The sequence below is a fragment of the Microbacterium neimengense genome, from assembly GCF_054782995.1.
Genome location: NZ_BAAGRK010000001.1, coordinates 13024 through 36781, shown reverse-complemented (window position 1 = coordinate 36781; position 23758 = coordinate 13024). Strand labels below are relative to the sequence as shown.

Below are 23758 nucleotides of genomic sequence, written 5' to 3'. Positions count from 1 at the left end.
CGACACGCGAGGTGCACGCGCCGCAATCGGTGATCTCGATGGGCCGTTCAGCTCACACGACGCTTGAGTTTGCGACGCTCACGCTCGCTGAGTCCGCCCCAGATCCCGAACCGCTCATCATTGCGCAGCGCGTACTCCAGGCACTCATCGCGAACATCGCACGTGGTGCAGATGCGCTTCGCATCGCGGGTGGAGCCGCCCTTCTCGGGGAAGAACGCTTCAGGGTCGGTCTGCGCACACAGTGCGTCCGTCTGCCACGACAGCGGATTGTCGTCATCGACCGGGGCTTCGCGACGGACGCCGGGGACCCCGAGGAAAACCGGATCGACGTGCCAATTGTCGGGAACGCCTGAGCGGTACGGTGCGCTCGTCATGTGCTCTCCCCACGATCTCGAAATCACGCCCCGCGGTGGGCGGGTGCCTAAATTACACAGGTGTGATTCGAGGAAAGCAAGTCGCGGATCGTAAACCCTCAACCCACGCTTTAATCTTCGCGACGCGCCGTCGGCGTGTCGATGGAGCGGATTCGTTACGAGACGGCGATCAGCGTCCCGGCATCGCGAGGAACAGCTCCCCGGTACCGCTGATCTCGAGGTGCTGCTCGTCGGGCGTGGCGAATGCCGCGTCCCCCGGCGCAAGCTGCACCCTCGCGTCAGCGGCCGACACGATCGGCGCGCCGACGGTCGCCACGGCGATGGCGGGTCCGCGTAGGCGGACACGACGCACGTCCCCCTCCTCCACGGTCACCCGCAGCAGCTCGAAGTCGGCGATCCCGGGCGCGAAGACATCGACACCCGGCTCCCCCACGATCGCCGGCAGCCTCGGCGCCTCGCCCGGTGTCGTGTCGAGGATGCGCAGCAGCTCGTCGACGTCGATGTGCTTGGGCGTCAGACCGCCGCGCAGCACGTTGTCGCTGGCGGCCATGATCTCGACCCCGAGTCCGGAGAGGTATGCGTGCAGCACACCGGCCGGTACGAAGATCGCCTCGCCGCGCGCCAGCACCACGTGGTTCATGAGCAGCGCCACCACGACGCCCGGATCCGACGGGTAGGCGTCGGCGATGCGGGCCAGCGCGCCGAAATGATCGGTGGGTGTCGCCTGGGCCGCCTGTCGTACGGCGGCGATGACCCCGTCCACGACGCTCTGCGCCTGACCGGAGAGCAGCCACGCGAGAGCGTCGCGCAGCGCGGAGGCTTCGTCGGCCCCTTCGAGCGCACGGTCGAGAGCCGTCACGCCCTCGTTCTGAACGAGGGTCGCGAGAATCTCCCGGGTCGCCCCCAAGGGACGCAGGCCCGCCAGCGCTTCGAAACGGTCGCTGACAGCCACGATCACCTCGGGCTTGTGGTTGTCGTCCTTGTAGGTGCGGTGCGCCGCATCCCGCGGGATGCCCGCGGATTCCTCGCGCGCGAAGCCTTCCACCGCCTGCTCACGTGAGGGGTGCACCTGGATCGACAGGGGCGAGCCCGCGGCGAGCAGTTTGAGCAGGTAGGGCAGTCGCGCCGCCGGCTCCGTCCCCGCGTCCTGCGCGTCGAACCAGGCATCCAGTGTCATTCCGAGGGAGGGGAGCTGGGCGGGCGAGCCGGGATGGTCACCGAACCAGACCTCGGCTTCGGGCACGCCGGAGGGCTCGCGGCCCTGCAGGTCTGCGATGAGATGGGAGGAGCCCCAGGAGTAGTCACGGGGGACGTTCGTCAGCTCGGCCAGCACACCTCCAGCCTAGAAGGGTCGCGGGATAATCTGGGGGCATCATGGCCGTCCGAACCCAACACCCTGCGGGTCCCGCCCCCGCGCCGCCGGTGCGCGAGCGCACGGGACACCTGCTGCTGCGCGCGTGGTGCGTCTTCGTCGTCTTCCAGGCGGTCGCGGGCACCGCATGGACGCTGGCCTTCGGGGTCGCCGTGTCGACCGTGATCGTGGTCGCCACCGCGGTCGTCTCCCTCGTGGTGTGGCTCATGCTCCGACCGCCGGTCGACGTGCGGCGCCTGCCCTGGTTCGTCCTCGCGTACGGCGTCTGGGCGGCGGCCTCGCTCATCTGGTCCGCGTGGCCGGGGACGACAGGCACCACGCTCGCGCTGTGGCTGATCACGACGGGCCAGGGCCTGTTCGTTGCGGCGATGCTCACCTGGCGCGAGATCGTCGCGGCCGTCTCGGCGGCGCTGAAGTGGTCGCTGGGGCTGTCTCTGGCCTTCGAGCTCGTCGTGTCGCTGCTCGTGCGCCGCCCCCTCCTTCCCGGCGGGGTGCTGCCGGAGCGGGGCGTGAAGTACGACCCGATCGTCTACTGGTCCCGCAACAACCTGTTCGATCTCGACGGCCGCATCCAGGGCATCCAGGGAAACGCCAACCTTCTCGCCGTGGTCGCGCTGCTCGGGCTGATCGTCTTCTCCATCCGGTGGGCGGCGCATGCCGAGCGACGCTCCTCCGCGATCGTCTGGATCTCGATCGCGGCGCTGTTGTTCGTCCACGCAGGGTCCGCGACCGCCTATCTCTCGGCGGCCGCGGTCGTCGTCGTGCTCGTGACGGTGCTGCTCATGCGCACCGTCACCAGACCGGGCGGGCGCACGGTGTACTACGTCGCGTATGCCGGCGTGGCGCTCGTCGGCGCCGCGATCCTCTTCTTCGCTCGCGACACGCTCTTCACCGCCCTCGGCAGGTCGGCCGATCTGACGGGACGCGAAGGCATCTGGGAGCAGGTGCTGGCCAGGGCCGGCGAGCATCCGGTGATCGGATGGGGCTTCGCCTCGCCCTGGTTGCCCTGGGACAGCCACTTCGACGGCTGGATCGTCGACCACGGCGAGACGGTCATGCAGGCGCACAACATGTGGATCGACGTCTTGCTGCAACTCGGCGTGATCGGTGTGCTCCTGATGGCGGGCGTCTACGCGACCTTCATCTGGCGCGCGTGGTTCTTCGCGATCGACCGTCCACGATGGGACCTGCGCGACGACCGGCCGTACTCGCCGTTGACGCTGCTGCCCACGCTCGTCGCCACCGTTCTGCTCGTGCAGGGACTCGCCGAATCCGGCCCACTGGTGGTGTGGGGCTGGATGCTCATCGTGCTGCTCGGGCTCAAGGTGCGCCAGTCGCCGCTGCTGGGCGTCGGCCCCGCGGAGACGTCGTGGCGTATCGAGCGCGGCGACCCCGTGACGGATCAGGGATGATCGCCGCTGCGTCCTCCGGCGTGGGCGAACTCCTGCGCTCGGCCCGGATGGCACGCGCCTTCACCCTTGTCGTCTTCGGCACGACCTTCGGCGCCTTCGCCATCGAACGACTCATGGGCAGGGTGACCTACGTGACGATGGTCGCGGGGCTCTGCGCCCTCGCCGTCGCCATGCTCATCGCGCGCCGCGGGGAGCTGTCGCCGTTGCGGCTGGCGTCCGCGACCCTGGCCCTCTTCCTCGGGTGGACGCTGGTGAGCGTCTTCTGGTCGACCGACCAGCCGAAGTCCCTCATCGGCTGGGTGGCGCTGGCGGCGCTCTCCCTGCTGGGCGTCACGATCGCCCACGTGCGCGATACCCTCCAGACCGCGCGGGCGTTGGGGGACGTCATGCGGTGGCTGCTCGCCATCTCCCTGGGCGTGGAGATCCTCTTCGGCATCCTCATCGACATGCCCTTCCCCCTGCTGGGCGTGCAGGGCCTCATCGCCGAGCTCGGGCCCGTGCAGGGGATCTTCGGCACCCGCAACGCGCTCGGCTTCGTCGCCGTGCTCGCTCTGATCACGTTCCTCGTCGAATGGCGAACCTCGTCCGTGCGCCCGGGCCTCGCCGTGTTCTCGGTGCTCCTCGCGGGCGGACTGGCCGTGCTCAGCGACTCCCCCACGGTGATCGTGATCGCGCTCATCGTGGGACTCGCAACCCTCACGCTCATGGTCGTCCGCCACACCCGAGTGGAGTCGCGGCCCATGCTGCAGGCGACGCTCGCCGGGATCGTCCTGGTCGCCTTGACAGTGGCCTACGCCGCCCGCGGACCCATCATCGCCATGCTCGGCGCCGGCAGCGACTTCTCGACCCGCGCGGATCTGTGGAACACGATCCTCGATTACGTCCGCTATCACCCGGTACAGGGATGGGGCTGGTACGGCACCTGGTCCACGACCGAGTTCCCGTTCCTCTCCATCAACGTCAGCCTCGGCGAGCGCCACCAGTCCGCACTCAACGCCTACTTCGACATCCTCCTGCAGGTGGGATGGTTCGGTCTGCTGCTGTTCGCCGGGTTCTGCGCCGTCGCGCTCGTGCGGTCGTGGCTCGAGGCCAGCAACCGGCGCGCCGTGGTGTACACCTGGACCCCCCTCATCCTCACCGCGCTGCTGATCGATTCCGTGTTCGAGAGCTTCACCCTGTTCGGATACGGATGGCTCCTTCTCGTCGTCTGCGCCAGCCGCGCCGGGCAGTCGCGATCGTGGCGGGACCGCCTCGAAGGCGGCGACCCGGTCCCGACGGTCCTGCCGGAGGAGCCCGGTCGCTGATGCGTCCAGTCGGTTCCGATACGCGCGGGGTAGTATCGGGTCGCTATGGCCGCCGCATCCGAGAGTCCCGACGTGCCCTCCCACACCCCGTTTGATCCCGCATCCGCCACGATCGTGGTCGTGACCTACAACCGTTCCGCTCTGCTGACGCGATTGCTGACCAGCGTGGCGGCGATGGATCCCGCCCCCGGCCACCTCGTCGTGATCGACAACGCCTCGACCGACGACACCGCCGAGGTCATCGAGCGGTTCCGCCCGCGCCTGAACACGCAGGTCGTGTATCGCCGTCTCGAGACCAACACCGGCGGCTCCGGCGGGTTCAGCGAGGGGATGCGCACCGCCTACGAGCTCGGCTCCGCGTGGATCTGGCTCATGGACGACGATGTCGAAGTACTCCCCGACGGCCTGGCACGCATGGGGAAGTGGGCTCCGCGGTTCAAGAGCATCCAGGGTCGCCGCTACGACTACGACGGCAGCGAGTTCTACTGGCAGTACCGCGTGGCCGACCGCATGGGCATCCCCATCCCGTTCGCCCCCGCCGGCTTCGACGACTCCGGCTACAAGCCGATGAACTCCGGCTGTTTCGAGGGCATGTTCATCCATCGGGACGTCGTGACGCAGATCGGTCTGCCCGACCCGCGCTTCTTCATCTACTGGGACGATCAGCTGTACGGGTGGCTCGCCTCGCGTGTCACGCCATCGGTGATCGTCGATGAGTTCGTCCTGCGACGGACTCGCGAGATCAAGCAGTGGGACATGGGCATCCGCCACATGAACGCCTCGAGCGATGCGTACCGGTACTACATCATGCGCAACCGCGCGTACATCAAGCGCTACTACCGCGAGCTCGGCGTGTACAACCCGGTCCTGTTCGCTGCGGGCACCGCCTTGACCTTCGCCAAGGAAATCATCCGACTCCTCGTCGTGGAGAAGAAGGTCACCGGCACGCGCCATCTCTTCCGGGGACTCCGCGACGGACGCAAGATCGCTCGGGACCGCTCGTGGCGACCGATGCCGGCCCTGACGTCTTCGGAACCCGCGCGATAACGTTCACTTCTGATAAAGCTGGAACTGGCTCTCCGCCGACGGCGAGCTCTCGTCCACCGGGATGAGGTAACTGACGGTCATCCCGCTGGGCCCGCTCGCGGAACGGCTCGCATACACGTCGTCGACGACGACACCGCCGTCGGCCCATCCCTGCGACACGAAGGTCTCGATCCAGGCGTCGCCGGCAGCCCGCGCGGACCCCGATGAGAACAGCGAGCACGTGGCCGGTGCACCGGCGGCGACGAGCGGACCGTTCTGCGCCGTGAACTCCTCGGGCGTTTCGGAACGAGTCACCTGCACATCGGGGACGGCGAGGGTCCAGCATCCCGGGATGGCGTCGGCCGACGCCGTCGGTGTGGCGGTCGGCTGACCCGTGGTCGACGTCGCGGAGGGAACGGGGGTGGATGCAGAGCCGGACGGCGTCGTCGAACTGGCGGGACCAGGCTCGGGCGCGCAGGCCGTCAGTGCGGCGGCGAGCACGACGGCAGCCGTCAAAGCGATGCGGAGTCGATGGGCCATGGGCTCAGCCTACGAGCCGACGACCGACATCGGCGCGCATGAAGCGCCGGGGAGCGTGGGGTATTCTTGAGAAGTTGTCCGGCACCGGTGGGAGAGTGTAAATGTCGTTCGAGAATGATGTGGTCGTCGTCGGGGGCGGAGGTCACGTCGGTCTTCCGCTGGCTATCGCGCTGGCCAGCCGCGGCAAGCGCACCGTGGTCTACGACGTCGCCGAGAGCGCGGTCGCGCGGATTCGCAAGGCCCAGATGCCGTTCATCGAGCCGGGCGCGGACGAGGTCCTTCAGAAGGTCGTCGCCGAGGGCATGCTGACCGCCTCGACCGACCCCGCCGTCGTAGCGACCGCAGAGAATGTCGTGGTCGTCATCGGCACTCCGGTCGACGAGCACCTGAACCCCGACCCCAATGCGATCCCCCGCGCGCTCGCGACCTGCGCGCCGTACTTCCGCGACGGGCAGCTGCTCGCGCTGCGCAGCACGATCTACCCCGGCGTGACCGCCCTCGTTCGAGACATGGTCGCCGGAATGGGTCTCGACATGGATGTGGCGTTCTGCCCCGAACGCATCGCCGAGCACAAGGCGATGACAGAGCTGTTCGAGCTGCCCCAGATCGTCTCCGGCTATACGCCCGAGGCCGTGGCTCGCGCGGGCGCTCTCTTCCGGTCATTGACGGACTCGATCGTGGAGCTCACACCCGAAGAGGCGGAGCTCGCGAAGCTCTTCACGAACACCTGGCGCTACATCAAGTTCGCCGCGGTGAACCAGTTCTACATGATGGCCAACTCCAAGGGCGTCGACTTCGAGCGGGTCCGCGCCGGCTTGACCCAGGACTACCCACGCGCGCAGGACATGCCCGGTGCTGGATTCGCCGCGGGACCGTGCCTCTTCAAGGACACCATGCAGCTCGCCGCATTCAGCGACAACACCTTCCAGCTGGGTCACTCCGCCATGCTTGTCAATGAGGGACTTCCCCTCTACATCGCGAGCCGCCTCGACGAGAAGCACGATCTGTCGACCAAGACCGTCGGCATCCTCGGCATGGCGTTCAAGGCGGGATCCGACGACATCCGATCGAGCCTTTCCTACAAGCTCCAGCGCGTACTTCGTTTCAAGGCGCGCGAGGTGATCGCGACCGACCCCTACGTCCCTGAAAGCGTGGACTCGTCGCTCCTGCCGCTGGAAGAAGTGCTCGAGCGCAGCGACATTCTCATCGTCGCGACCCCGCACAGCGAGTACCGCGAGCTCACGACCACCAAGCCGGTCGCAGACGTCTGGAACCTGCTGGGCAACGGGGTGCTCATTTGACCGCCGACGTCCGCGTCTCAATCGTCGTCCCCGCGTACAACGAGGGCGATGAGATCATCCCGTTCCTCAACCGCGTGACCGGCACGGTCACCGTGCCCTTCGAGATCCTCGTCGTCGTCGATACCGACTCCGATACCACGATCCCGGCGGTGGAGTCCGTGACCGCCATGGACGATCGCGTCCGAGTCATCGTCAACACCTACGGCCGCGGTCCGGCCCACGCCATCCGGTATGGATTCGACGCGGCACACGCCGAGACCGTCGTGGTCACGATGGCGGATGGCAGCGACGACCCGCGACAGATCGACGAGCTGACCGAGCTCGTCGAGCGCGGCGTCGTGGTCGCGGCGGGAAGTCGCTACATGGCAGGCGGTCAGCAGATCGGCGGTCCCCGGCTCAAGCGAACCCTTTCCCGCGTCGCGGGACAGTCGCTGCATCTGCTGGCCGGCATCGGCACACGCGACGCGACGAACTCGTTCAAGGCGTACAACGCGGAGTTCGTCCGCACAGCTACGATCCAGTCCCGGGACGGGTTCGAGATCGGACTCGAGCTGACCGCGAAGGCGCGCCGCGCACGTCTTCCTGTTGCCGAGCTGCCCACCATCTGGCTCGACCGCACAGTGGGAGAGTCGAACTTCAAGCTGCGCAAGTGGATCCCCAAGTACTTGCGCTGGTACTTCTTTGCATTCGGCCGCCCCTTGTCGGTTGAGAACCTCGCACACGCCGCTCGCGGCACGAAGGGAAAGTAAGCTCATGGAAAAAGTCCTCGTCACCGGCTCGGCCGGATTCATCGGCGGATACGTCGTCGAAGAACTCCTCCGCCAGGGCTTCAAGGTCGTCGGAGTCGATAACTACTCGAAGTACGGTCCCGTCAAGAAGTCGTACGACGACAACCCGAACTACGAGCTGGTCATCGCGGACGTCCTCGACACCGAGCGCATGACCGAGCTGCTGATGGACTGCGACCACTTCATCGCCGGCGCGGCTCTCATCGGCGGTATCTCCTACTTCCACACGTACCAGTACGACCTCATCGCCGCCAACGAGCGCATCATCGCGTCTTCCTGCGACGCGGCCATCGCCGTGAAGAAGGCCGGCGGGCGACTGAAGAAGGTCACGTACATGTCGTCGTCGATGGTCTTCGAGTCCACCGACCGGTGGCCCTCGAAGGAAGGCGACGAGCTCATCGTTCCGCCGCCGCTGTCCTCGTACGGGTTCCAGAAGCTCGCCGTCGAGTACTTCGCGCGAGCCGCGAAGGGCCAGTACGACCTCGATTACACGATCCTGCGTCCCTTCAACTGCGTCGGCATCGGCGAGTCGCGGGCACTCGGCGACGTCGAGATCCACTCGGGCAACGTTCAGCTGGCGATGAGCCACGTCGTGCCCGACCTCGTCCAGAAGGTGCTCAAGGGTCAGGACCCGCTCCACATTCTTGGTGAAGGAAACCAGGTGCGTCACTACACGTACGGAGGCGACCTCGCCCGGGGCATCGTGCTGACACTGAACCACCCGGCCGCTCTGAACAACGACTTCAACATCTCCACTCCGGTCGGCCACACGGTCACCGAGCTGGCCGAGATCATCTGGACCAAGATCAAGGGCCCCGACGTGCCCCTGCGCCTCGAGCACGACGAAGCCTTCGAGTACGACGTGCAGAAGCGCGTGCCCGATGTAAGCAAGGCCAAGGAGGTCCTCGGCTTCGAGGCCACCACAACTCTCGAGGACATGCTCGACGAGGTCATCCCGTGGATCGAGAACGCGATCTCCGAAGGCACCATCTGAGTCAGTGCGACGGCGCCGGGCAATCTGCCCGGCGCCTTCCGCTTTCTCCGACACCCACGAGAGAAGTCGACATGCGTTGGCCCGATACTTCCCATCTCCGGGACTTCCTCATCCGCAACATCCGCAGAGGCGGCATCTTCCTCGCCATCGGTGGACTCGGTTTCATCGTCGATGCCGTCGTCTACAACCTGCTGGTCTTCGGTGGTGGCGACGGCATCCTGCACCCGCAGCCGCTGCTGGCCAAAGTGATCGCCGTGGTCGCCGGCCTGATCGTGACGTACGGGGGCAACAAGCTCCTGACGTATCGCGATCGCAAAGTCTCCGTGAGCGTGGGGCAAGTCGCGCGTTACGCCGTAGTGAACGTGCTGGCGATCCTCATCCAGCTCGCGTGCCTCGCGTTCTCCCGCTACGTGCTCGGGTTCGATTCGGCGCTCGCGGACAACATCTCAGGCACCTTCATCGGACAGGCCGTCGCCACCGGCCTGCGCTATGTTCTCTACACCCTGTGGGTGTTCCCGCACTCGCCCGACGTAGACCCCGTCACCTACATCGAAGAGCACCACGAGCCCTCGCCCCCCGCGCACCAGGCCGACTGACGCGCTCCACCCGCCCGTGCTCGACGGTTCAGCGCCGCGTCTCAGCGAGTCCGTCCGCCGAGACACACGTGACGCCGTTCGCATCGAGCCGGATCCGCACGTCGGGGCTGAACGTGTCCAGGCGGTAGGTCCCCGCGGAGGCGAAGGGGATCCGCGTTCCGAACCCCTGCGCATCACCCTCATTCGCGATGACTCCGACGACGCCCGCGGCCGACACCGACACCGTGTCGGCCGCGGGGTCGATGTCGATCCACCCTTCCGCGCCAGCGCGGCAGTTCGCCGTCGAGACGGCAGAGTCCACGGCGACCGGCGTGAGCAGAAGGTTCGTCTTCGCTGAGAGGAGGTCTTCGGCGGTGAACGGCACCGGGGTGAACTGCCCGCGCGCGACGAACGACCGGATGTCGGTCATCGTCAACGTGGGCGCAACCATTGCGGCGGGAGTGCGCGAAGCGATGTCGCTCGATCCGTCGTCGATCGTGAGGGCGGCGGACATCGTCCGCTCGACCGTGCGCTCCATGCTCGCGTCGTTGCGGCCCATGACGACCGTTCCGGCGGCGTTGTAGGCGATCAGCGCCAGCAGAACTGTCACCACGAGCGCGCCGGCGGCGCGGCTGCGGCCGATGAGTGCCGTGAGCAGCCGTCCGATGAGAGGAACAGCCAGCGCCGCGTAGACGTACACGTAGCGTCCCGCCGAGGCGTTCTCGACGCCGAGGCCGACTCGAGTGAAGGCCGTGAGTGCGGCGAAGACAAGACCGGCGAACACGAGCGCGTACGCACCGCTGCCGGCGCGGAGGCCGTGCCGACGAAGATCGAGGAGCACGCCGATGCACAGCGCGATCAGGATGGCCGAGGCCAGCGCGGGGAGAGGGATCGCCTTGCCGAGGCTGTCGACCAGACCGTGCGCCGCGAATTCGGGGACCCTCAGGAGCACGTCCGACAGTGAGCGTGCTCCGAACCCGTCCTTGCCCGTCGTGCCGCGGGCGAAGAGCAGATACCAGGTCCCGTAGCACACGGCCAGAACGCTCGCGGGCACGATCGCCGCACGCCATCCGTGCCGGTAGACGACCAGGAGCAACACAGCTAGCACCATCGGCAGGCCCGTGCTCGCGAACCCGACGCCGATGAGCAGGAGCAGGGTGATACCGACGACGTCACGGGACCGGAGCGGATCGCGAAGAGCGAGCAGGACCGCCGCGATACCCGTTCCCAACGGAGTGATGAACCCGACCTGGAACGCCCACAGGGTGTTCTCCGTGCCCGGGGCGAGAACGCCCAACACCACCGGAACGACGAGGGCGAGCACGGGGGCGACGCCCATGCGCATCATGAGACGCCACAGCATGTGCACCACGAACAGGTGGGCCGCGAAGGTGAGGAGAAGGTACGGCCAGTAGGAGTGCAGGCCCGCCACGGACTTGACGAGCGTCGTCAGCAACTGCGGGAAGAAACTGAGATGGCCGTTGTGCGGCACGAAAAGGTCCCACTCCGCGCGCTCGGCAAGGAAGTCCCACTCATCGAAGAAGAACCACTGTCCCCGCCCCGCAACAACCAGCACGCCGAGGATGGCGAAGAGACTGACGGCATGGGCGATGAACCAGCCGAGCGGAAGGCGCCCGCGCAGGACGAGGCCTGCACGTGATGACGAGGAGACCTGGTCTGTCCGGAGCGTCATCGGCGCACGACCGTCGCACAACCCAGAGAGGGGTTGTCCCCCGAGGGCGTGTTGATCGCGTACGCGCACACTTGATGCGTGCCCGCGGAGACGGGCACGACAGCGCCGAAAGCGTGCGCCGCGCCGAAGCCCGGATAGGCGGCGGCGAGGTCATCCCGCGAGCCGTCCGCCAAGACGGACGAGGCGAAGGCACCGTCGACGTAGATGTGCACCCAGATCGGCGCCTTCGTGTCCGGGTCGACCGCGTGCCCGTACACGCCGAGCCCGGTTCCCACCGTCTGCACGTTCTCGAGGGCGCCGCGCGGCTCGCCGCTGACCGTCGTCGAGAAGCAACCGAGCTGCGTGTTCGTCTCGCCGACGCCGATATTCAACGCATACGCGCACACCTGATGCGTTCCGGGCGATGCGGGGAACGTCACGCCGTAGCCGTGGTTGTCACCGTAATCAGCCGGAATCGCGCTCACATCGGGACGCGGGACGTTCGCGCCCGTCCCGGCGGCGAACGCGCCGTCCATGTATACGTGCACGGTCACGGGGTCAATCGTGTCCAGGTCATACGCCCATCCCCACACACCGATGGAGGCGAAGCCCGGCTGGCCGTTCTCCACCGCCCCGACGGGGTTACCCCCCACGACGACGTTCTGACAGGACAGCGTGGTGTTCCCCGTGCCCGACCGGGTGTTCAGGGCGTACACGCACACTTGATGAGAGCCATTCGTCGCGGGAACTGTGAAGGTGTAGCCGTGGTTCGGACCGTACGTGCCGAAGATGCCGAGCTCCGCGGACGGCGCGTTCGCGAGAACACCGGTCGAGAACTTCCCGTCGACGTAGACGTGCAACCAGATTGGGTCCGTGGTGTCGGGGTCGACGGCCCACCCGGACATGGAGAGCTTCTGCAGGCCCGTCGTCGTGTTCGTCACGGCACCGACCGGGTTGCCGCCGGAGGTGGCGTTCCAACATCCGAGTTCCGTGTTCGAATCCCCGGTGCCCACGTTCAACGCATAGACGCAGAGCCGATGAGTCCCCGCGGATGCGGGCACGGTGAAGCCGAAGCCGTGGCGGTTTCCGAAGCCGGGATAGGCAGCGGCGACGTCGTCCCGGGGCACATCGGCCAGGTACCCACCGGCGAAGGCGCCGTCCATGTAGACGTGCAGCCACACCGGGTCGCTCGTGTCGCGGTCGAGCGCGTAACCCCACACGCCCAGCCCGCCGGGCTGCGGTTGGATGTTCTCCACCGCTCCGACAGGGTTCCCGCCGCCGGCGCGCACCGTGGAACACGTCAGCTGCGTGTTGAAGCCACTTCCCACGTTGATGGCGTAGACGCAAACCCGCCTGTCGCCGGGCGCCGCGGGCACTGTCAATGCGAACCCGTGATTGTCACCGAGCCCGAAGCGCGAAGCGACGCCCGGCCACGGCTGGTTCGCCGCGGCACCTTGCACCATGACGCCGTCGACGTAGACGTGGACCATGACCGGATCAGGTGTGTCGGTGTCGACCACCCAACCCCAGATTCCTATGCCGCCAGGTGCAGGCTGCATGTTCTCCACACTGCCGATCGGCGAGGAGTCGGTGGGAGATCCGAACCAGTCGTAGTACATCCGCCAGAAGTTGCGGTTGCCGTAGGCGGAGCAGCCGTCACCGGAGCCGTAGAGGTTGGCCAATGCGGCAGCGTTCGGCTGATACGGCGTGTAGATGTACAGGTTCGCGGTGGCCTGGTTTCGGATGTTGAGCGTCGTGCCGCCGCAACCGGTGTTCGGGTTGTACTGCACGTACGACGGGCCGATCTTGTACCGCCACGAGTTCGGTGTCTTGGCATACTGACGGAACTGCCAGCCGGCGGAGTAGATCTGGGTGAAGAAGCCCGAGTAGGCCGCATCGCACCCCTGCGGGGTGTCGGGGCAGTTCGCGCCGGTCGCGTACTGATAGCCGCGCGCGGAGGGGTTCGTCACCAGTGACTGTTCCTTCTGCACGAGCACGAGGAAGACCTTGGGTGAGATTCCGCACGCCTGGGCCACCTTGCTGATGATGCGCGCAGCAGACTCGCTGGCCGCGCCCGCATAGGCACCGCACTGGTTCGCCCCCGCCGCCGCACGGGTCTGCGTGTTCTGCGTGTAGTTCGCCAGACACGGAACGCCATCACGCGGACTGCACGCCGTGCGGGTCAGGAACTGCTGGATGTCCGCCTCGCTCATGGAGTTGGCGTCATAGAAGTTGGCGTCCGAGATCAAGTACTCGGGATCGAAAGCACCGCTGGGGGCGGCGACGGCACTCGGCGCCGGCGGCAGCGCTACCAGAGCGCCGCACACCACCAGGAGTGCGGCGGCAAGCGCAACGAGTCGACGGGCCCGCATGAATCTCTCCTTCGTCACGGCCCGCGGGTCGTACGAACTGCGGACTACTTCACAAGAGCATATTCGCGAGCGCTCCATGTCGCCGGTACCGCAGCGCGAAACGAGCCGTGTCTGCTCATCCCTCCCGAACCGGGAAGAGCTCCTCTCTCCAGACGAGGTAGTCCGCGGTGAGTGCTTCGAACTCCGCCGCCGACCCTCCGGTGAGCGTCACACCCACCGGGGCGTCGCTGCCGGCGGGCCCGACGAGGACATTGAAGGCTCCCGCGCGGGGAAAGGTGGCCGCTTGTGCGGAGAAGCCGACGACGACATCCGCCAGCGCGTCGCTCCAGTGCACTCCGGATGCAACCCGCACCGTCTCCTGCCCGAGCTGCGCGAGCGCTGCTGCGGCGGCGTCGAGCGCGGCGGGCGGGGCAGAATCCGTGAGCAGGAGCCAACGCAGGCACGGGATCTCGTGTCCGTCGGGCCGTCGCACGCGCCGCGCCGGGCGCACCACGTGCGGGTCGACGACGAGGATCGGAACGTCCTCGGAGAACCACAGCGGTCGCATCCCGTCCAACCGCATCCCGATCTCGGCATAGTGATGCGCGTCGGAGGCGGGCATGCGCCCCGCCCACCGAGCGAAGAACCTCACGCGGTTCATCGAGTCGTGCGTGCTCCGGCCCGGCGAACTACCTTCGGGGTGCACGGCTACCGCTTCTGTGACGACCAGGTAGCGGTCTGTATCGTCCCGCCGAAGCCGCAGGCAGAGATCGACGTCCTCGTACCCGTTCTCGAACTCTTCATCGAATCCGCGAGCCGCAACGACATCCGCCGCCCTGAGCGCCATCACGGCCGCTGTCACGGCCGCGAAGGAGACGTCTCGCATCTTCACCGCATCCTCGCGCGGGTGCCCCGCCAGGAAGTGCCAGGGCAGCACCCCTTCGCCGAGGAAGACCGTACCCGCGGCCTGGACGCGGTTGCTGCCCGGGTACATCAGCAGCGGCTGCGTGCCGCGCACGGTCTGGTCCGCGCGAAGCGGTGCCACGAGGGGAGCCGCCCAGCCGGGGTCGAGGACAGCGTCGTTGTTGAGCAACAGGATGAACTCACCGGTGGATTCCGCGATGGCGCGGTTCATGCCGCCCGCGAAGTTGGTGTTCTCGCTGCATCGGATGATGCGCACTCTCGGCTCCGCCATGAACAGGGCGAGGAGGTGACGCAGCACGGCCAATCGGGACCCGTTGTCGACGACGACGACTTCGAGATCGTGGTCCGGCGCTCCGTTCAGGGCCGCCCTGACGGCCTGCACGGTCATCCGCCAGTCCTGGTAGGTGGGCACGAGGATCGAGATCCGGTCGCGCACTCGGACGGAGACGGACTCCGCGACCGCGCTCCAGTCCACGCCCGACGCCTTGCCCACGTTGGGAGCCGTGCGAATGCTCTCCTCGACGGCCGCGGTCAGTTCGGCGGCGACCTGCGCGGGCGTTCGACCGTCGGGCAGGGCGACCGAGCGCGTGCCATCGAGAACTCCGAGCAGATAATCTCGCGTCACCCCGATCGGACCGTCAGGGTCAGCTACCAGCGGCGCGGTGGAGGAGTGCAGCTGACCGCCCTCGATGAGCCAACGCTCACGCCCCAGCGGGTCGTCTCGATCCGTGTTGACGTTTTCGTCCCACCATTCCGGCTCGATGAAGGGATGCATGGCGAGCCCCGCCCGCCGCCCCTCGTCCACGTAGTGCCGGCGCGCCTCCTCCAGGGACGCGGGACGCTTCTCGGGGGTCAGCTGGGCGCGGTAGTACGCGAGGTCGAACAGACCGAACCGGACGAACTCCTCAGACGGATCCCGGCGGGTCGCCTGAAAGCCGGGCAGAACGTGGGCCGCAGCCACTCGCCCGCGTCTGATCGCCGCCTCCCGCGCGCGCTTGATGAGTGACAATCCGCACCACCTCGTGTGACGAACGCGAGCAACCGCCGCTCGGGCCCGCCGCGCTCCAGCGTAGCGGTCGGCTCAGAATCCGCCGAAGGGGGCCGAGATACAATCCCCGAGGCACTGCAGGTGCGCTCCCCTCTGCACAAAGGCAACTCATGACGCATGCACATCCGACGACGATCGTCGTCCCCCTCTACGGCGACCCGACCACCGCGTTGCGCTGCATCCGCAGCGTCCTGACGCACGTCGACCTCAGCTTTCACCGCCTGCTGATCGTCAACGACTGCGGGCCCGAGGTGGAGACGATGGAGCGCGAGGTGCAGGAGGCCATCGGCGACGCGACGGGTGTGACCTACGTGCGCAACCCCCGCAACCTCGGCTTCGTGGGGACATGCAATCGTGCGGCACAGGAGCTCGACACCACCGACAACGATATTCTCCTGCTCAACAGCGACGCGGAGTTGATGGCCGGCACGCTGGACGAGATGTCGAGCGTGCTGCACGCCTCGGAGAAGCACGGCATCGTCGCGCCGCGCAGCAACCACGCCACGATCAACACCATTCCCCTGCGCACCGCATCCGGGGCAGAGGCCACCGCCGAGCGCTCGCGAGCCGTGTTCGACGCCGTGAAGGACGAGCTCCCGCGCTTCACCGTCGCCCCGGTCGCACACGGGTTCTGCTTCCTCGCCCGGCGGTCGCTCATCCGCAACTACGGACTGTTCGACACGGCGTTCGCCCCGGGGTACGGCGAGGAGAACGACTTCTGCCTGCGCGTCAACGACTACGGATTCTCGTCCGTCATCGCCAACCACGCCTACGCGCACCACGAAGGGGAGATGAGCTTCTCCTCCCTGGACAAGCAGCGGATCCAGGACGAGCACGAGCGGATGCTGATCGAGCGGTATCCGTACTACCCCACGGCGGTCGGGCACTACCTGACGGACGGCGTCGACCCCATCGACTGGTTCGCCGACCTCCTCGTGCCGCAGGACCGACCGCGCAAGGTGCTCATCGACCTGCATCACATGTCGTTGATCTACAACGGCAGCGTGCAGTATGCGTTGAGCTTCGTCCTGCACCTGAAGAGCCTGCGCGAGGCGGGCGAGTTGGCCGACATCGAGTTCGTCATCGCGACCTCTTCCGAGGCGATCGAGTTCTTCCGCCTGGAGCAGTACGGATTCCGCGTGATCGCGAACCAGGACTTCGACGAGATCTTCGATCTCGGCCTCTCGCTCGCTCCGCTCAACGCCGCGTCCCAGATCCAACGCCTGGACCGCTTCTGCGTGCGCTGGGTGGCGTCTCTTCTCGACATCATCGCCATCCGCTCGCTTCCGCTTCTCGAGTCCGATTACAGCCGGCGACAGGTCGTGCTCGACTCGCTCAACCATGCCGACCGCATCGTGGCCATCAGCCAGGCGACCGTCGACGACGCAGCGCGCTACTACGCCCTCGGAGACGACTACCGCTCGCGCACGAGCGTTCTCCATCTCGGCGTGGAGCATCTCGCGGTCAGCGTGCCCGACGCCGTCTTCGACGCCGATGAGCGCTTCACACCGCGTCAGCGCAACGCGGTGCGCGCCGGCGGATACGTCCTGCTGATCGGAAACCAGTTCCGGCACAAGCAGATCCGCGAGACGGTCGCCGCACTCCACCACTTCGAGCTGCCCGTCGTCGCCTTCGGAAGCACCGCCGAGGACGACGGCTCGAGCATCGTCCCGCTTCCCAGCGGATATCTCACCGACGCCGATGTCAGCGCCCTGTACGGGGGCGCATCCGTCATCGTCTACCCGTCCGCCTACGAAGGGTTCGGGCTGCCCATCGTCGAGGCCGCCGTGCACGGTAAGCCCGTGGTCCTGTTCGACTCGGAGGTCGCCCACGAGGTCGTCGACAGCCTCGAGCTCACCGGATCCAGCGCGTTCTTCGAGACATTCGAGGAGTTGCCCGCGACGATCCGTCGCGCGATCTCGTTGCCGGCTCCGGTGGCGGACCGAGTGCGCACTCACAGGGAGTACAACGAGGGGCTCCTGGAAATCGTCCGCCGTACGCTGGAGGAGCCCGCCTCCTTCGATCGGCTGCGCCGTCGCGCGGCATACTTCCGTGCCACGCGCTCGTACCAGATCGCCGAGTCGGCGCGTGCCGAGTTCCTGCAGTGGAAATTGTCGCGCCGTTCGTACCGCATCGCGGAAGCCGCCGTTCGCCGCGTCGAGTTCCTCCGCCCGCTCGCGCGTGCACTGCGCGAGCACAGCGATCGGCTGCGTAAGCGCCGACGCCGCGATGGGGACAACCCTCGCTAGACGCCGCAGCCGGCGTTTCGCGCCTCACCCGGGGCCCGGTAGACTGACCGTTCGGATCGGCGAGCAATCGCTCCGTTCGTTCGACATATCGAATCCGACGCGAATCATCGTCGGACAACGAAAGGGAATTCCTTGACCGAGGCCCGCCGCGTAGCACTCATCACAGGTATCACCGGCCAGGACGGTCGCCATCTCGCGGATCTGCTCCACGAGAAGGGATACGAGGTCGCCGGTCTCATCCGAGGGCAGAACAACCCCCGTCGAGCGACCATCGAAGATCACCATCCCTTCGTGCGACTCATCGACGGCGATCTCACCGACCCTTCCTCGCTCGTTCGCGCGGTCGAGACCGTCAACCCCGACGAGGTGTACAACCTCGGCGCCATCAGCCATGTCGGATATTCCTTCGGCAACCCGTCGCTCACCGCCGATGTCACCGGCAAGGGGGTCCTGAACCTTCTCGAGGCGGTACGGGTGACCGGGCGCGCGGAGACCTCTCGGGTGTATCAGGCCTCCACGTCGGAGATGTTCGGCGGACTCGACTACAACCGTCCCGGCGCCGGCTACAACGAGGACTCGTTGTTCCACCCGCGCAGCCCGTACGGTGTGGCGAAGCTCTACGCGCACTGGATCTCTCGGAACTACCGCGAGAGCTACGGCATGTTCGTCTCCTGCGGCATCCTCTTCAACCACGAAGGCGAATACCGCGGACCGGAGTTCGTCACCCGTAAGATCACGCGAGCCGTGGCGCGCATCGACGCGGGCCTGCAGGAGAAGCTCGTGCTCGGCGACCTCTGGCCCAAGCGCGACTGGGGTTACGCGGGAGACTACGTGCGGGGGATGTGGCAGATGCTGCAGCACGACGAGCCCGACGACTTCGTTCTGGCGTCCGGACAGACCCACAGTATCGAGCAGTTCCTGGATCTCGCGTTCGCCGAAGTGGGCGTCTCCGACTGGACGCCCTACGTCGAGAAGAGCGAGTCTCTGGTGCGTCCTGCCGAAGTGGACATCCTCCTGGGCGACGCCACGAAGGCCGAGAGCGTACTGGGCTGGCGTCGAGAGGTCGACTTCGCGGGTCTCGTTCGCCGCATGGTCGCGCACGACCGCGCGCTGGCCCGAGTCGAGGCCGCCACCCCCGCTTACAAGTGAGAGTCCTGGTCACGGGGGCTGACGGGTTCGTCGGCCGGCACGTCGTCGAGAGCGCTCTTTCCGCCGGACACGAGGTAACCACGCTCTCCCGCGCGACACGGACGCCCCACCGCGGCGTCCGTGCAAGCTGGTCAGCAGATCTCACCCACGAGTGGCCGCTCGACGAGGTGCCGGACGCCGTCATCCATCTGGCCAGCCTGGCCGCAGTCGGGCGCTCCTTCGGCGACCCCCAGACCTACATTTCCGCAAACACAGCGATGCTCACCACCCTCGCGGAGAATCTGCTCGCCGCCGGTGCGACGAACACGCGCATCGTCGTCGCCAGCACCGGGGGGCTCTATGCTCCCGGAGCCGGCCCCTGCAACGAGGAGCGCGAGCTGCGCATGAGCTCGCCGTACGCGGTGAGCAAAGCCGCTGTGGAGTTGCAGGCACAGTACTATCGCGAACGCGGACTCGGAATCGTGGTCGCACGTCCCTTCAACCACATCGGACCGGGACAGGCACCGGGCTTCCTCGTCCCGGACCTCGCGGGCGCCGTGCACGATCTCGGCCCCCGCGAGCCGCTGCGGGTCGGCAACCTGCAGACCCGTCGCGACTACACCGACGTTCGAGACGTCGCGCGCGCGTACGTGGAACTGCTGTCGCTGTCGCGGCCGCGGCCGCTCTACAACATCGCCTCGGGTGTCTCCGCGTCCGGCGCCGAGATCCTCTCCCACATCTGCGACGCACTCGGAGTGCCGGCGCCGGAGACGCTGGTGGATGAGAGCCGCCTGCGTCCGAGCGATCCGCACGAGATCGTCGGCGACGCCTCCCGCATCCGCGACGACCTCGGGTGGGCGCCGCGCATCCCGATCGGACAGTCCATCGCCGATTTCGTCCACTCCCGCTTCCGCCTGGCGTGATGCACGCCGCACCGTGGCTCTCAGCCACCGGCAGTTAGGATTGTGCACGCCATGACAGCGCCCTACGACTCGGCTGCGCGCCGACAAGAACGTTTCGCACGTTTGAGCGAACTCCCGATGCAGCCCGTCGGCTCCCTCGCGGTCGGCGGCGTCTTCAAGCCGATCGCACACATCTTCCGGCAGCGTGAGATGTTGGATCTGCTCATCCGACGTGATCTCAAGTCCCGTTTCAAAGACTCGAGCCTCGGCTTCGTCTGGACGCTCATCCGTCCGTTGACGCAGCTCGCGATTTACTACGTCGTGATGGGCAAGTTCCTCGGCGCCGCACGGGGAATCGACGATTTCGCCATCTACGTCTTCGCCGGCCTGACGGTGTACGGACTGTTCAGCGAGATCGTGCTGGGCGGCGTCTCCTCCGTAGTCTCGAACGCCGGACTGGTGAAGAAGATCTACGTGCCGCGTGAGGTCTTCCCTCTGGCGGCGGTCGGCGCCGCCAGTTTCACTTTCGCCATTCAAATCATCGTGCTCCTGGGAGCCACCGCCATCGCCGGCTCGTTCCCGATCCATCCGGAGATCTTCTACGCGATCCCGTCGATCCTGCTCGTCCTGGTCTACGGAACGGCCTTCGCGCTGCTGCTGTCCGCCGTCAATGTCTACCTGCGCGACACCCAGTACCTCACCGAGGTGATCATGATGTTCCTCATGTGGGCATCCCCCATCGTCTACACCTGGACGATGGCGCGCGACATCATCGGCTCGGGCGTGCTGTTCGATGTCTACACCTCCAATCCGATCACGCTGGCGGTACTGGGATTCCAGCAGGCCTTCTGGGCCGGCGGGGACGCCTCCCACTTCCCCTCGGACCTGCTCGCACGGATGGGCATCGCCTTCGTGATCGGTGTCGTCCTGGTCGTTGTCTTCCATCGCGTCTTCCGCCGGCTACAGGGCAACTTCGCCCAAGAGCTGTGACGACCCGCCCGCCTCTTTCATCTCGAACGACAGAGAGTTCTCATGCAACGCGCCGGTGAACCACCCGCACAGCGACCCGTCGTGGTCGAGGTCTCCGACGTCTCGAAGCGGTTCGTCGTTCGGAAGGACAACTCGCTGAAAGAGAGACTGGTCACGCTCGGGCGTGCCGGTCGACGTCATCGTGAGGAGTTCTGGGCGCTGCGCCACGTCTCCACGAAGATCCGCGCAGGCGAAACCATCGGCCTGATCGGCCACAACGGATCCGGCAAGAGCACCCTACTGAAGCTGATCGGCGGCATCCTCGAACCCACGGAGGGGATGATCACTGGCCGGGGCAAGACAGCCGCGCTCCTCGAGTTGGGCGCGGGCTTCCATCCCGATCTCACGGGGCGCGAGAACGTGTACCTGAACGCCTCCGTTCTCGGGCTCAGCCGCGAGGAGACGGATCGTCGCTTCGATGAGATCGTCGCCTTCTCCGGAATCGCCGAGTTCATCGACACACAGGTGAAGTTCTACTCCTCGGGCATGTACGTCCGGCTCGCGTTCGCCGTCGCTGTGCACACCGACCCGGACATCCTCATCGTCGATGAGGTCCTCGCCGTGGGCGACGAAGCCTTCCAGCGAAAGTGCATGGACAAGATCCGCACGTTCCAGGAAGAGGGGCGCACGATCATCCTCGTCACCCACTCGATGCCCCAGGTGGCGGAGTTGTGCTCGCGAGTACTCCTGCTGCACCACGGTGAAGTGATCGACGAGGGCGAGCCCAACGACGTGATCCCTCAGTTCCGGGACCTCCTGGAGCAGCAGCGGCAAGACGACATCGACACCGTCGAGCGCGAAGCAGACGACCCCTCCCACGCGAAGATCCTCGGCATCACCGTCAACGGGCAGTCACTGACCGAGATCCAGTCCGGCGAGCCGCTCACCCTCGAGGTAGAGCTCTACCACCCCACCGGCATCGATGAGTGGCTGTGCGCGATCCAGATCGACAACGAACAGGGACTCGTCGTGTTCGGTACCGGCACGGATCACGCGGTGACCCCCGCCGGTCCGCTCCGGGGCACGGTTCGGGCGAAGGTCGAGCTTCCCGCACTCCCCCTCGGGAGCGGGAAGTACTTCATCAGCGCTGCCCTGCGAGACGGCGCGCACCGCCAGCTCGCGGCGGTGTCTCAGGCAGCGTCGTTCAACGTACGCTCCGACGGGACCACGTTCGGCACGCTGTTCGTGCGACCCACCATCACCGTCGACGACGTCGCGTCGGGTCAGCCGGAGGGATGATCGGACGCGTACCGATCGAGGACATCCTCGAGAGGCCCGTCGAGAACGAGCTCGCCTCTGTCGAGATAAAGCCCCCGCGTGCAGAAGCGGCGCAGATCGCGCTCATTGTGGCTGACGAAGAAGAGCGTCCGCCCTTCCGCGAGAAGCTCATCGATGCGGCGATAGCACTTCTCTCGGAATGCCTTGTCGCCCACTGCCAAGACCTCGTCCACGAGCAGGATCGGCTCAGGCAGCTGCGAGACGACAGCGAAGGCGAGGCGCACCTTCATCCCGCTGGACAGGTGTTTGTAGGGCGTCTCCACGGAATCCGTCAGTTCGGCGAACTCGATGATGTCGTCGAATCGACGCGCGATCTCGGCGCGGGTCATTCCGTGCAATCCCGCCGTCAACCGCACGTTCTCGCGCACCGTCAGATCACCCACGAAGCCACCGGTGATCTCGATGAGCGGTGCGACACCGCCGTAGACGGACACCGAGCCCTCATCCGGGAGCATGACGCCCGCGACCAGTTTGAGCAAGGTGGACTTGCCCTGGCCGTTGCGCCCGACGACGCCGATGGCCTCCCCCGGCATCACGTCGAAGCTCACGTCGCGAAGTGCCCAGAACTCCGAGGGACGCGAACGCCTGCGCGCGCCACCGAACAGGTCCTTGATCGAACGGCCGGTTCGCCGGCCACGCCGGAACTTCACGCCTAATCCCGAGACCCGGATCGCACGTTGCTCTGCCATCACAGCTCCTTGAGAACATCGGGCTCGAGCTGCCGGAAGACGAACACTCCGATAGCGAGCAGAAGCACGCTGACCACGGCGGCGGAGGCCACCGTCAGGCCGTTCCACTGATCGGGGAAGAACCCCATCCGGTACAGCGTGAAGATGCCCGACAACGGGTTGAGTGCGGCGACGTCGCGGAATGAGCCGGGAAGATCGGCGACACCGTAGATCACCGGAGACGCGTAGAAGAGAGCCCGCAGCGCCAGGCGCGTCGTGCGCTCGAGGTCGCCCCACAGAGCGCACAGCGGAGCGACGATGAGTCCGATGCCCAGGAGCAGGCACGCCTGGATGATCGCCGCAACGGGGAACCAGAGCAGGCCGATGCCCACCGGCGCTCCCGCCGCCCAGGCGAAGAGGACGATCACCGGCAGCGAGCACAAGAACTCCACGCCCTTGCTGAGGACGATGCGGCCGACCCAGATGGACCGCGGAATCGCCGTCGAACGAACCAGCCGCGCATCCTTCTTGAAGGCCTTCGTGAAGTCGGAGACGGCCGCGTTGAACCACACCCACGGCAGGAGCGCCGTGATGAGGAAGACGATGTACGGCTCTTCGCCGACCCCCTTGCCGAACACCTGGGTGAAGACGAACCAGTAGATCCCGCTCATGACGAGCGGGTCGAGGACGGACCACAGATACCCGAGCACGCTGGTCGAGTACCGCACGCGGAGATCCCGGGCCGAGAGCAGCCAGAGAGAATGGAAGTAGCGTCGCGGCGTCCCCGGGGAACCGACGACTGCCTTCACGCTTCCGACTCTAT

20 protein-coding genes are annotated in these 23758 nt (G+C 66.7%); 12 read left to right on the top strand and 8 right to left on the bottom strand.

The window, feature by feature from the left end; genetic code table 11:
* Positions 1–47: 47 nt before the first annotated feature.
* Together ACYVJS_RS00145 and manA are read right to left on the bottom strand one after the other, a co-directional pair.
* Positions 48–374 (bottom strand): WhiB family transcriptional regulator, encoded by a 327-nt coding sequence (locus ACYVJS_RS00145; RefSeq protein ID WP_460736609.1) that lies wholly within the window; start codon positions 372–374, stop codon positions 48–50.
* A 169-nt stretch (positions 375–543) separates the two neighbouring features.
* Complete coding sequence (gene manA / locus ACYVJS_RS00140) at positions 544–1707, bottom strand: mannose-6-phosphate isomerase, class I (RefSeq protein WP_460736607.1); 1164 nt, start codon at positions 1705–1707, stop codon at positions 544–546.
* A gap of 41 nt (positions 1708–1748) precedes the next feature.
* Between manA and ACYVJS_RS00135 the strand changes: the two genes are divergently transcribed.
* Genes ACYVJS_RS00135 through ACYVJS_RS00125 form a run of 3 tightly spaced genes read left to right on the top strand, consistent with a single transcriptional unit; the run spans position 1749 to position 5509 of the window.
* A complete protein-coding gene (locus ACYVJS_RS00135; protein ID WP_460736605.1) occupies positions 1749–3158 on the top strand; it encodes an O-antigen ligase family protein in 1410 nt (469 codons plus the stop codon).
* Positions 3155–4462, top strand: coding sequence for an O-antigen ligase family protein (locus tag ACYVJS_RS00130; protein ID WP_460736603.1), 1308 nt, complete (start codon positions 3155–3157; stop codon positions 4460–4462). Before ACYVJS_RS00135 ends, ACYVJS_RS00130 begins: the two co-directional genes overlap by 4 nt.
* A 45-nt stretch (positions 4463–4507) precedes the next feature.
* On the top strand, positions 4508–5509 hold the full coding sequence (locus tag ACYVJS_RS00125; RefSeq protein WP_460736601.1) for a glycosyltransferase family 2 protein: 1002 nt from the start codon (positions 4508–4510) through the stop codon (positions 5507–5509).
* Positions 5510–5512: 3 nt separating this feature from the next.
* On the opposite strand, the gene ACYVJS_RS00120 is transcribed toward ACYVJS_RS00125, so the two are convergent.
* Complete coding sequence (locus ACYVJS_RS00120; RefSeq protein ID WP_460736599.1) at positions 5513–6028, bottom strand: hypothetical protein; 516 nt, start codon at positions 6026–6028, stop codon at positions 5513–5515.
* Between the two features lie 101 nt (positions 6029–6129).
* Here ACYVJS_RS00120 and ACYVJS_RS00115 point away from each other — a divergent pair, with 101 nt between their 5' ends.
* The 4 genes from ACYVJS_RS00115 to ACYVJS_RS00100 all read left to right on the top strand — a co-directional run bounded on the left by ACYVJS_RS00115 (position 6130) and on the right by ACYVJS_RS00100 (position 9707).
* Positions 6130–7329 carry a nucleotide sugar dehydrogenase gene (locus ACYVJS_RS00115; RefSeq protein WP_460736597.1) on the top strand — a complete coding sequence of 400 codons (1200 nt, stop codon included), beginning with the start codon at positions 6130–6132 and terminating at the stop codon, positions 7327–7329.
* A complete protein-coding gene (locus ACYVJS_RS00110) occupies positions 7326–8078 on the top strand; it encodes a glycosyltransferase (protein WP_460736595.1) in 753 nt (250 codons plus the stop codon). Before ACYVJS_RS00115 ends, ACYVJS_RS00110 begins: the two co-directional genes overlap by 4 nt.
* Before the next feature lie 4 nt (positions 8079–8082).
* Positions 8083–9111: an NAD-dependent epimerase/dehydratase family protein gene (locus tag ACYVJS_RS00105; protein WP_460736593.1), complete on the top strand. Its 1029-nt coding sequence runs from the start codon at positions 8083–8085 to the stop codon at positions 9109–9111.
* Positions 9112–9182: 71 nt separating this feature from the next.
* On the top strand, positions 9183–9707 hold the full coding sequence (locus tag ACYVJS_RS00100; protein WP_460736591.1) for a GtrA family protein: 525 nt from the start codon (positions 9183–9185) through the stop codon (positions 9705–9707).
* Positions 9708–9735: 28 nt separating this feature from the next.
* On the opposite strand, the gene ACYVJS_RS00095 is transcribed toward ACYVJS_RS00100, so the two are convergent.
* The 3 genes from ACYVJS_RS00095 to ACYVJS_RS00085 form a co-directional block, all read right to left on the bottom strand.
* Positions 9736–11379 carry a hypothetical protein gene (locus tag ACYVJS_RS00095; RefSeq protein ID WP_460736590.1) on the bottom strand — a complete coding sequence of 548 codons (1644 nt, stop codon included), beginning with the start codon at positions 11377–11379 and terminating at the stop codon, positions 9736–9738.
* Complete coding sequence (locus ACYVJS_RS00090; RefSeq protein WP_460736588.1) at positions 11376–13730, bottom strand: hypothetical protein; 2355 nt, start codon at positions 13728–13730, stop codon at positions 11376–11378. Before ACYVJS_RS00090 ends, ACYVJS_RS00095 begins: the two co-directional genes overlap by 4 nt.
* Before the next feature lie 115 nt (positions 13731–13845).
* Entirely contained in the window at positions 13846–15642 is a 1797-nt protein-coding gene (locus ACYVJS_RS00085; protein ID WP_460736586.1) for a glycosyltransferase family 2 protein, read from the bottom strand.
* A gap of 149 nt (positions 15643–15791) precedes the next feature.
* Here ACYVJS_RS00085 and ACYVJS_RS00080 point away from each other — a divergent pair, with 149 nt between their 5' ends.
* The 5 genes from ACYVJS_RS00080 to ACYVJS_RS00060 all read left to right on the top strand — a co-directional run bounded on the left by ACYVJS_RS00080 (position 15792) and on the right by ACYVJS_RS00060 (position 22228).
* Positions 15792–17930: a glycosyltransferase gene (locus ACYVJS_RS00080; RefSeq protein ID WP_460736584.1), complete on the top strand. Its 2139-nt coding sequence runs from the start codon at positions 15792–15794 to the stop codon at positions 17928–17930.
* Positions 17931–18062: 132 nt separating this feature from the next.
* Positions 18063–19079, top strand: coding sequence for a GDP-mannose 4,6-dehydratase (locus ACYVJS_RS00075; RefSeq protein WP_460736582.1), 1017 nt, complete (start codon positions 18063–18065; stop codon positions 19077–19079).
* The gene (locus tag ACYVJS_RS00070; protein ID WP_460736580.1) at positions 19076–19981 is read left to right on the top strand and encodes an NAD-dependent epimerase/dehydratase family protein; all 906 of its coding nucleotides are present in this window, start codon (positions 19076–19078) and stop codon (positions 19979–19981) included. Before ACYVJS_RS00075 ends, ACYVJS_RS00070 begins: the two co-directional genes overlap by 4 nt.
* Positions 19982–20032: 51 nt before the next feature.
* Entirely contained in the window at positions 20033–20950 is a 918-nt protein-coding gene (locus tag ACYVJS_RS00065) for an ABC transporter permease (protein ID WP_460736579.1), read from the top strand.
* Positions 20951–20992: 42 nt separating this feature from the next.
* Positions 20993–22228 carry an ABC transporter ATP-binding protein gene (locus ACYVJS_RS00060; RefSeq protein WP_460736577.1) on the top strand — a complete coding sequence of 412 codons (1236 nt, stop codon included), beginning with the start codon at positions 20993–20995 and terminating at the stop codon, positions 22226–22228.
* Here the strand turns inward: ACYVJS_RS00060 and ACYVJS_RS00055 are convergent.
* Together ACYVJS_RS00055 and ACYVJS_RS00050 are read right to left on the bottom strand one after the other, a co-directional pair.
* Entirely contained in the window at positions 22213–22956 is a 744-nt protein-coding gene (locus ACYVJS_RS00055) for an ABC transporter ATP-binding protein (protein WP_460736575.1), read from the bottom strand. The genes ACYVJS_RS00060 and ACYVJS_RS00055 overlap by 16 nt on opposite strands.
* On the bottom strand, positions 22956–23744 hold the full coding sequence (locus ACYVJS_RS00050) for an ABC transporter permease (protein WP_460736573.1): 789 nt from the start codon (positions 23742–23744) through the stop codon (positions 22956–22958). Before ACYVJS_RS00050 ends, ACYVJS_RS00055 begins: the two co-directional genes overlap by 1 nt.
* Positions 23745–23758: the final 14 nt, after the last annotated feature.

Excerpts from the sequence above, each read along its gene's own strand:
- ACYVJS_RS00145 (WP_460736609.1), bottom strand. The coding sequence starts at position 374 with ATGACGAGCGCACCGTACCGCTCAGGCGTTCCCGACAATTGGCACGTC.
- ACYVJS_RS00135 (WP_460736605.1), top strand. The coding sequence starts at position 1,749 with ATGGCCGTCCGAACCCAACACCCTGCGGGTCCCGCCCCCGCGCCGCCG.
- ACYVJS_RS00130 (WP_460736603.1), top strand. The coding sequence starts at position 3,155 with ATGATCGCCGCTGCGTCCTCCGGCGTGGGCGAACTCCTGCGCTCGGCC.
- ACYVJS_RS00125 (WP_460736601.1), top strand. The coding sequence starts at position 4,508 with ATGGCCGCCGCATCCGAGAGTCCCGACGTGCCCTCCCACACCCCGTTT.
- ACYVJS_RS00120 (WP_460736599.1), bottom strand. The coding sequence starts at position 6,028 with ATGGCCCATCGACTCCGCATCGCTTTGACGGCTGCCGTCGTGCTCGCC.
- ACYVJS_RS00115 (WP_460736597.1), top strand. The coding sequence starts at position 6,130 with ATGTCGTTCGAGAATGATGTGGTCGTCGTCGGGGGCGGAGGTCACGTC.
- ACYVJS_RS00105 (WP_460736593.1), top strand. The coding sequence starts at position 8,083 with ATGGAAAAAGTCCTCGTCACCGGCTCGGCCGGATTCATCGGCGGATAC.
- ACYVJS_RS00100 (WP_460736591.1), top strand. The coding sequence starts at position 9,183 with ATGCGTTGGCCCGATACTTCCCATCTCCGGGACTTCCTCATCCGCAAC.
- ACYVJS_RS00095 (WP_460736590.1), bottom strand. The coding sequence starts at position 11,379 with ATGACGCTCCGGACAGACCAGGTCTCCTCGTCATCACGTGCAGGCCTC.
- ACYVJS_RS00090 (WP_460736588.1), bottom strand. The coding sequence starts at position 13,730 with ATGCGGGCCCGTCGACTCGTTGCGCTTGCCGCCGCACTCCTGGTGGTG.
- ACYVJS_RS00080 (WP_460736584.1), top strand. The coding sequence starts at position 15,792 with ATGACGCATGCACATCCGACGACGATCGTCGTCCCCCTCTACGGCGAC.
- ACYVJS_RS00065 (WP_460736579.1), top strand. The coding sequence starts at position 20,033 with ATGACAGCGCCCTACGACTCGGCTGCGCGCCGACAAGAACGTTTCGCA.
- ACYVJS_RS00060 (WP_460736577.1), top strand. The coding sequence starts at position 20,993 with ATGCAACGCGCCGGTGAACCACCCGCACAGCGACCCGTCGTGGTCGAG.
- ACYVJS_RS00055 (WP_460736575.1), bottom strand. The coding sequence starts at position 22,956 with ATGGCAGAGCAACGTGCGATCCGGGTCTCGGGATTAGGCGTGAAGTTC.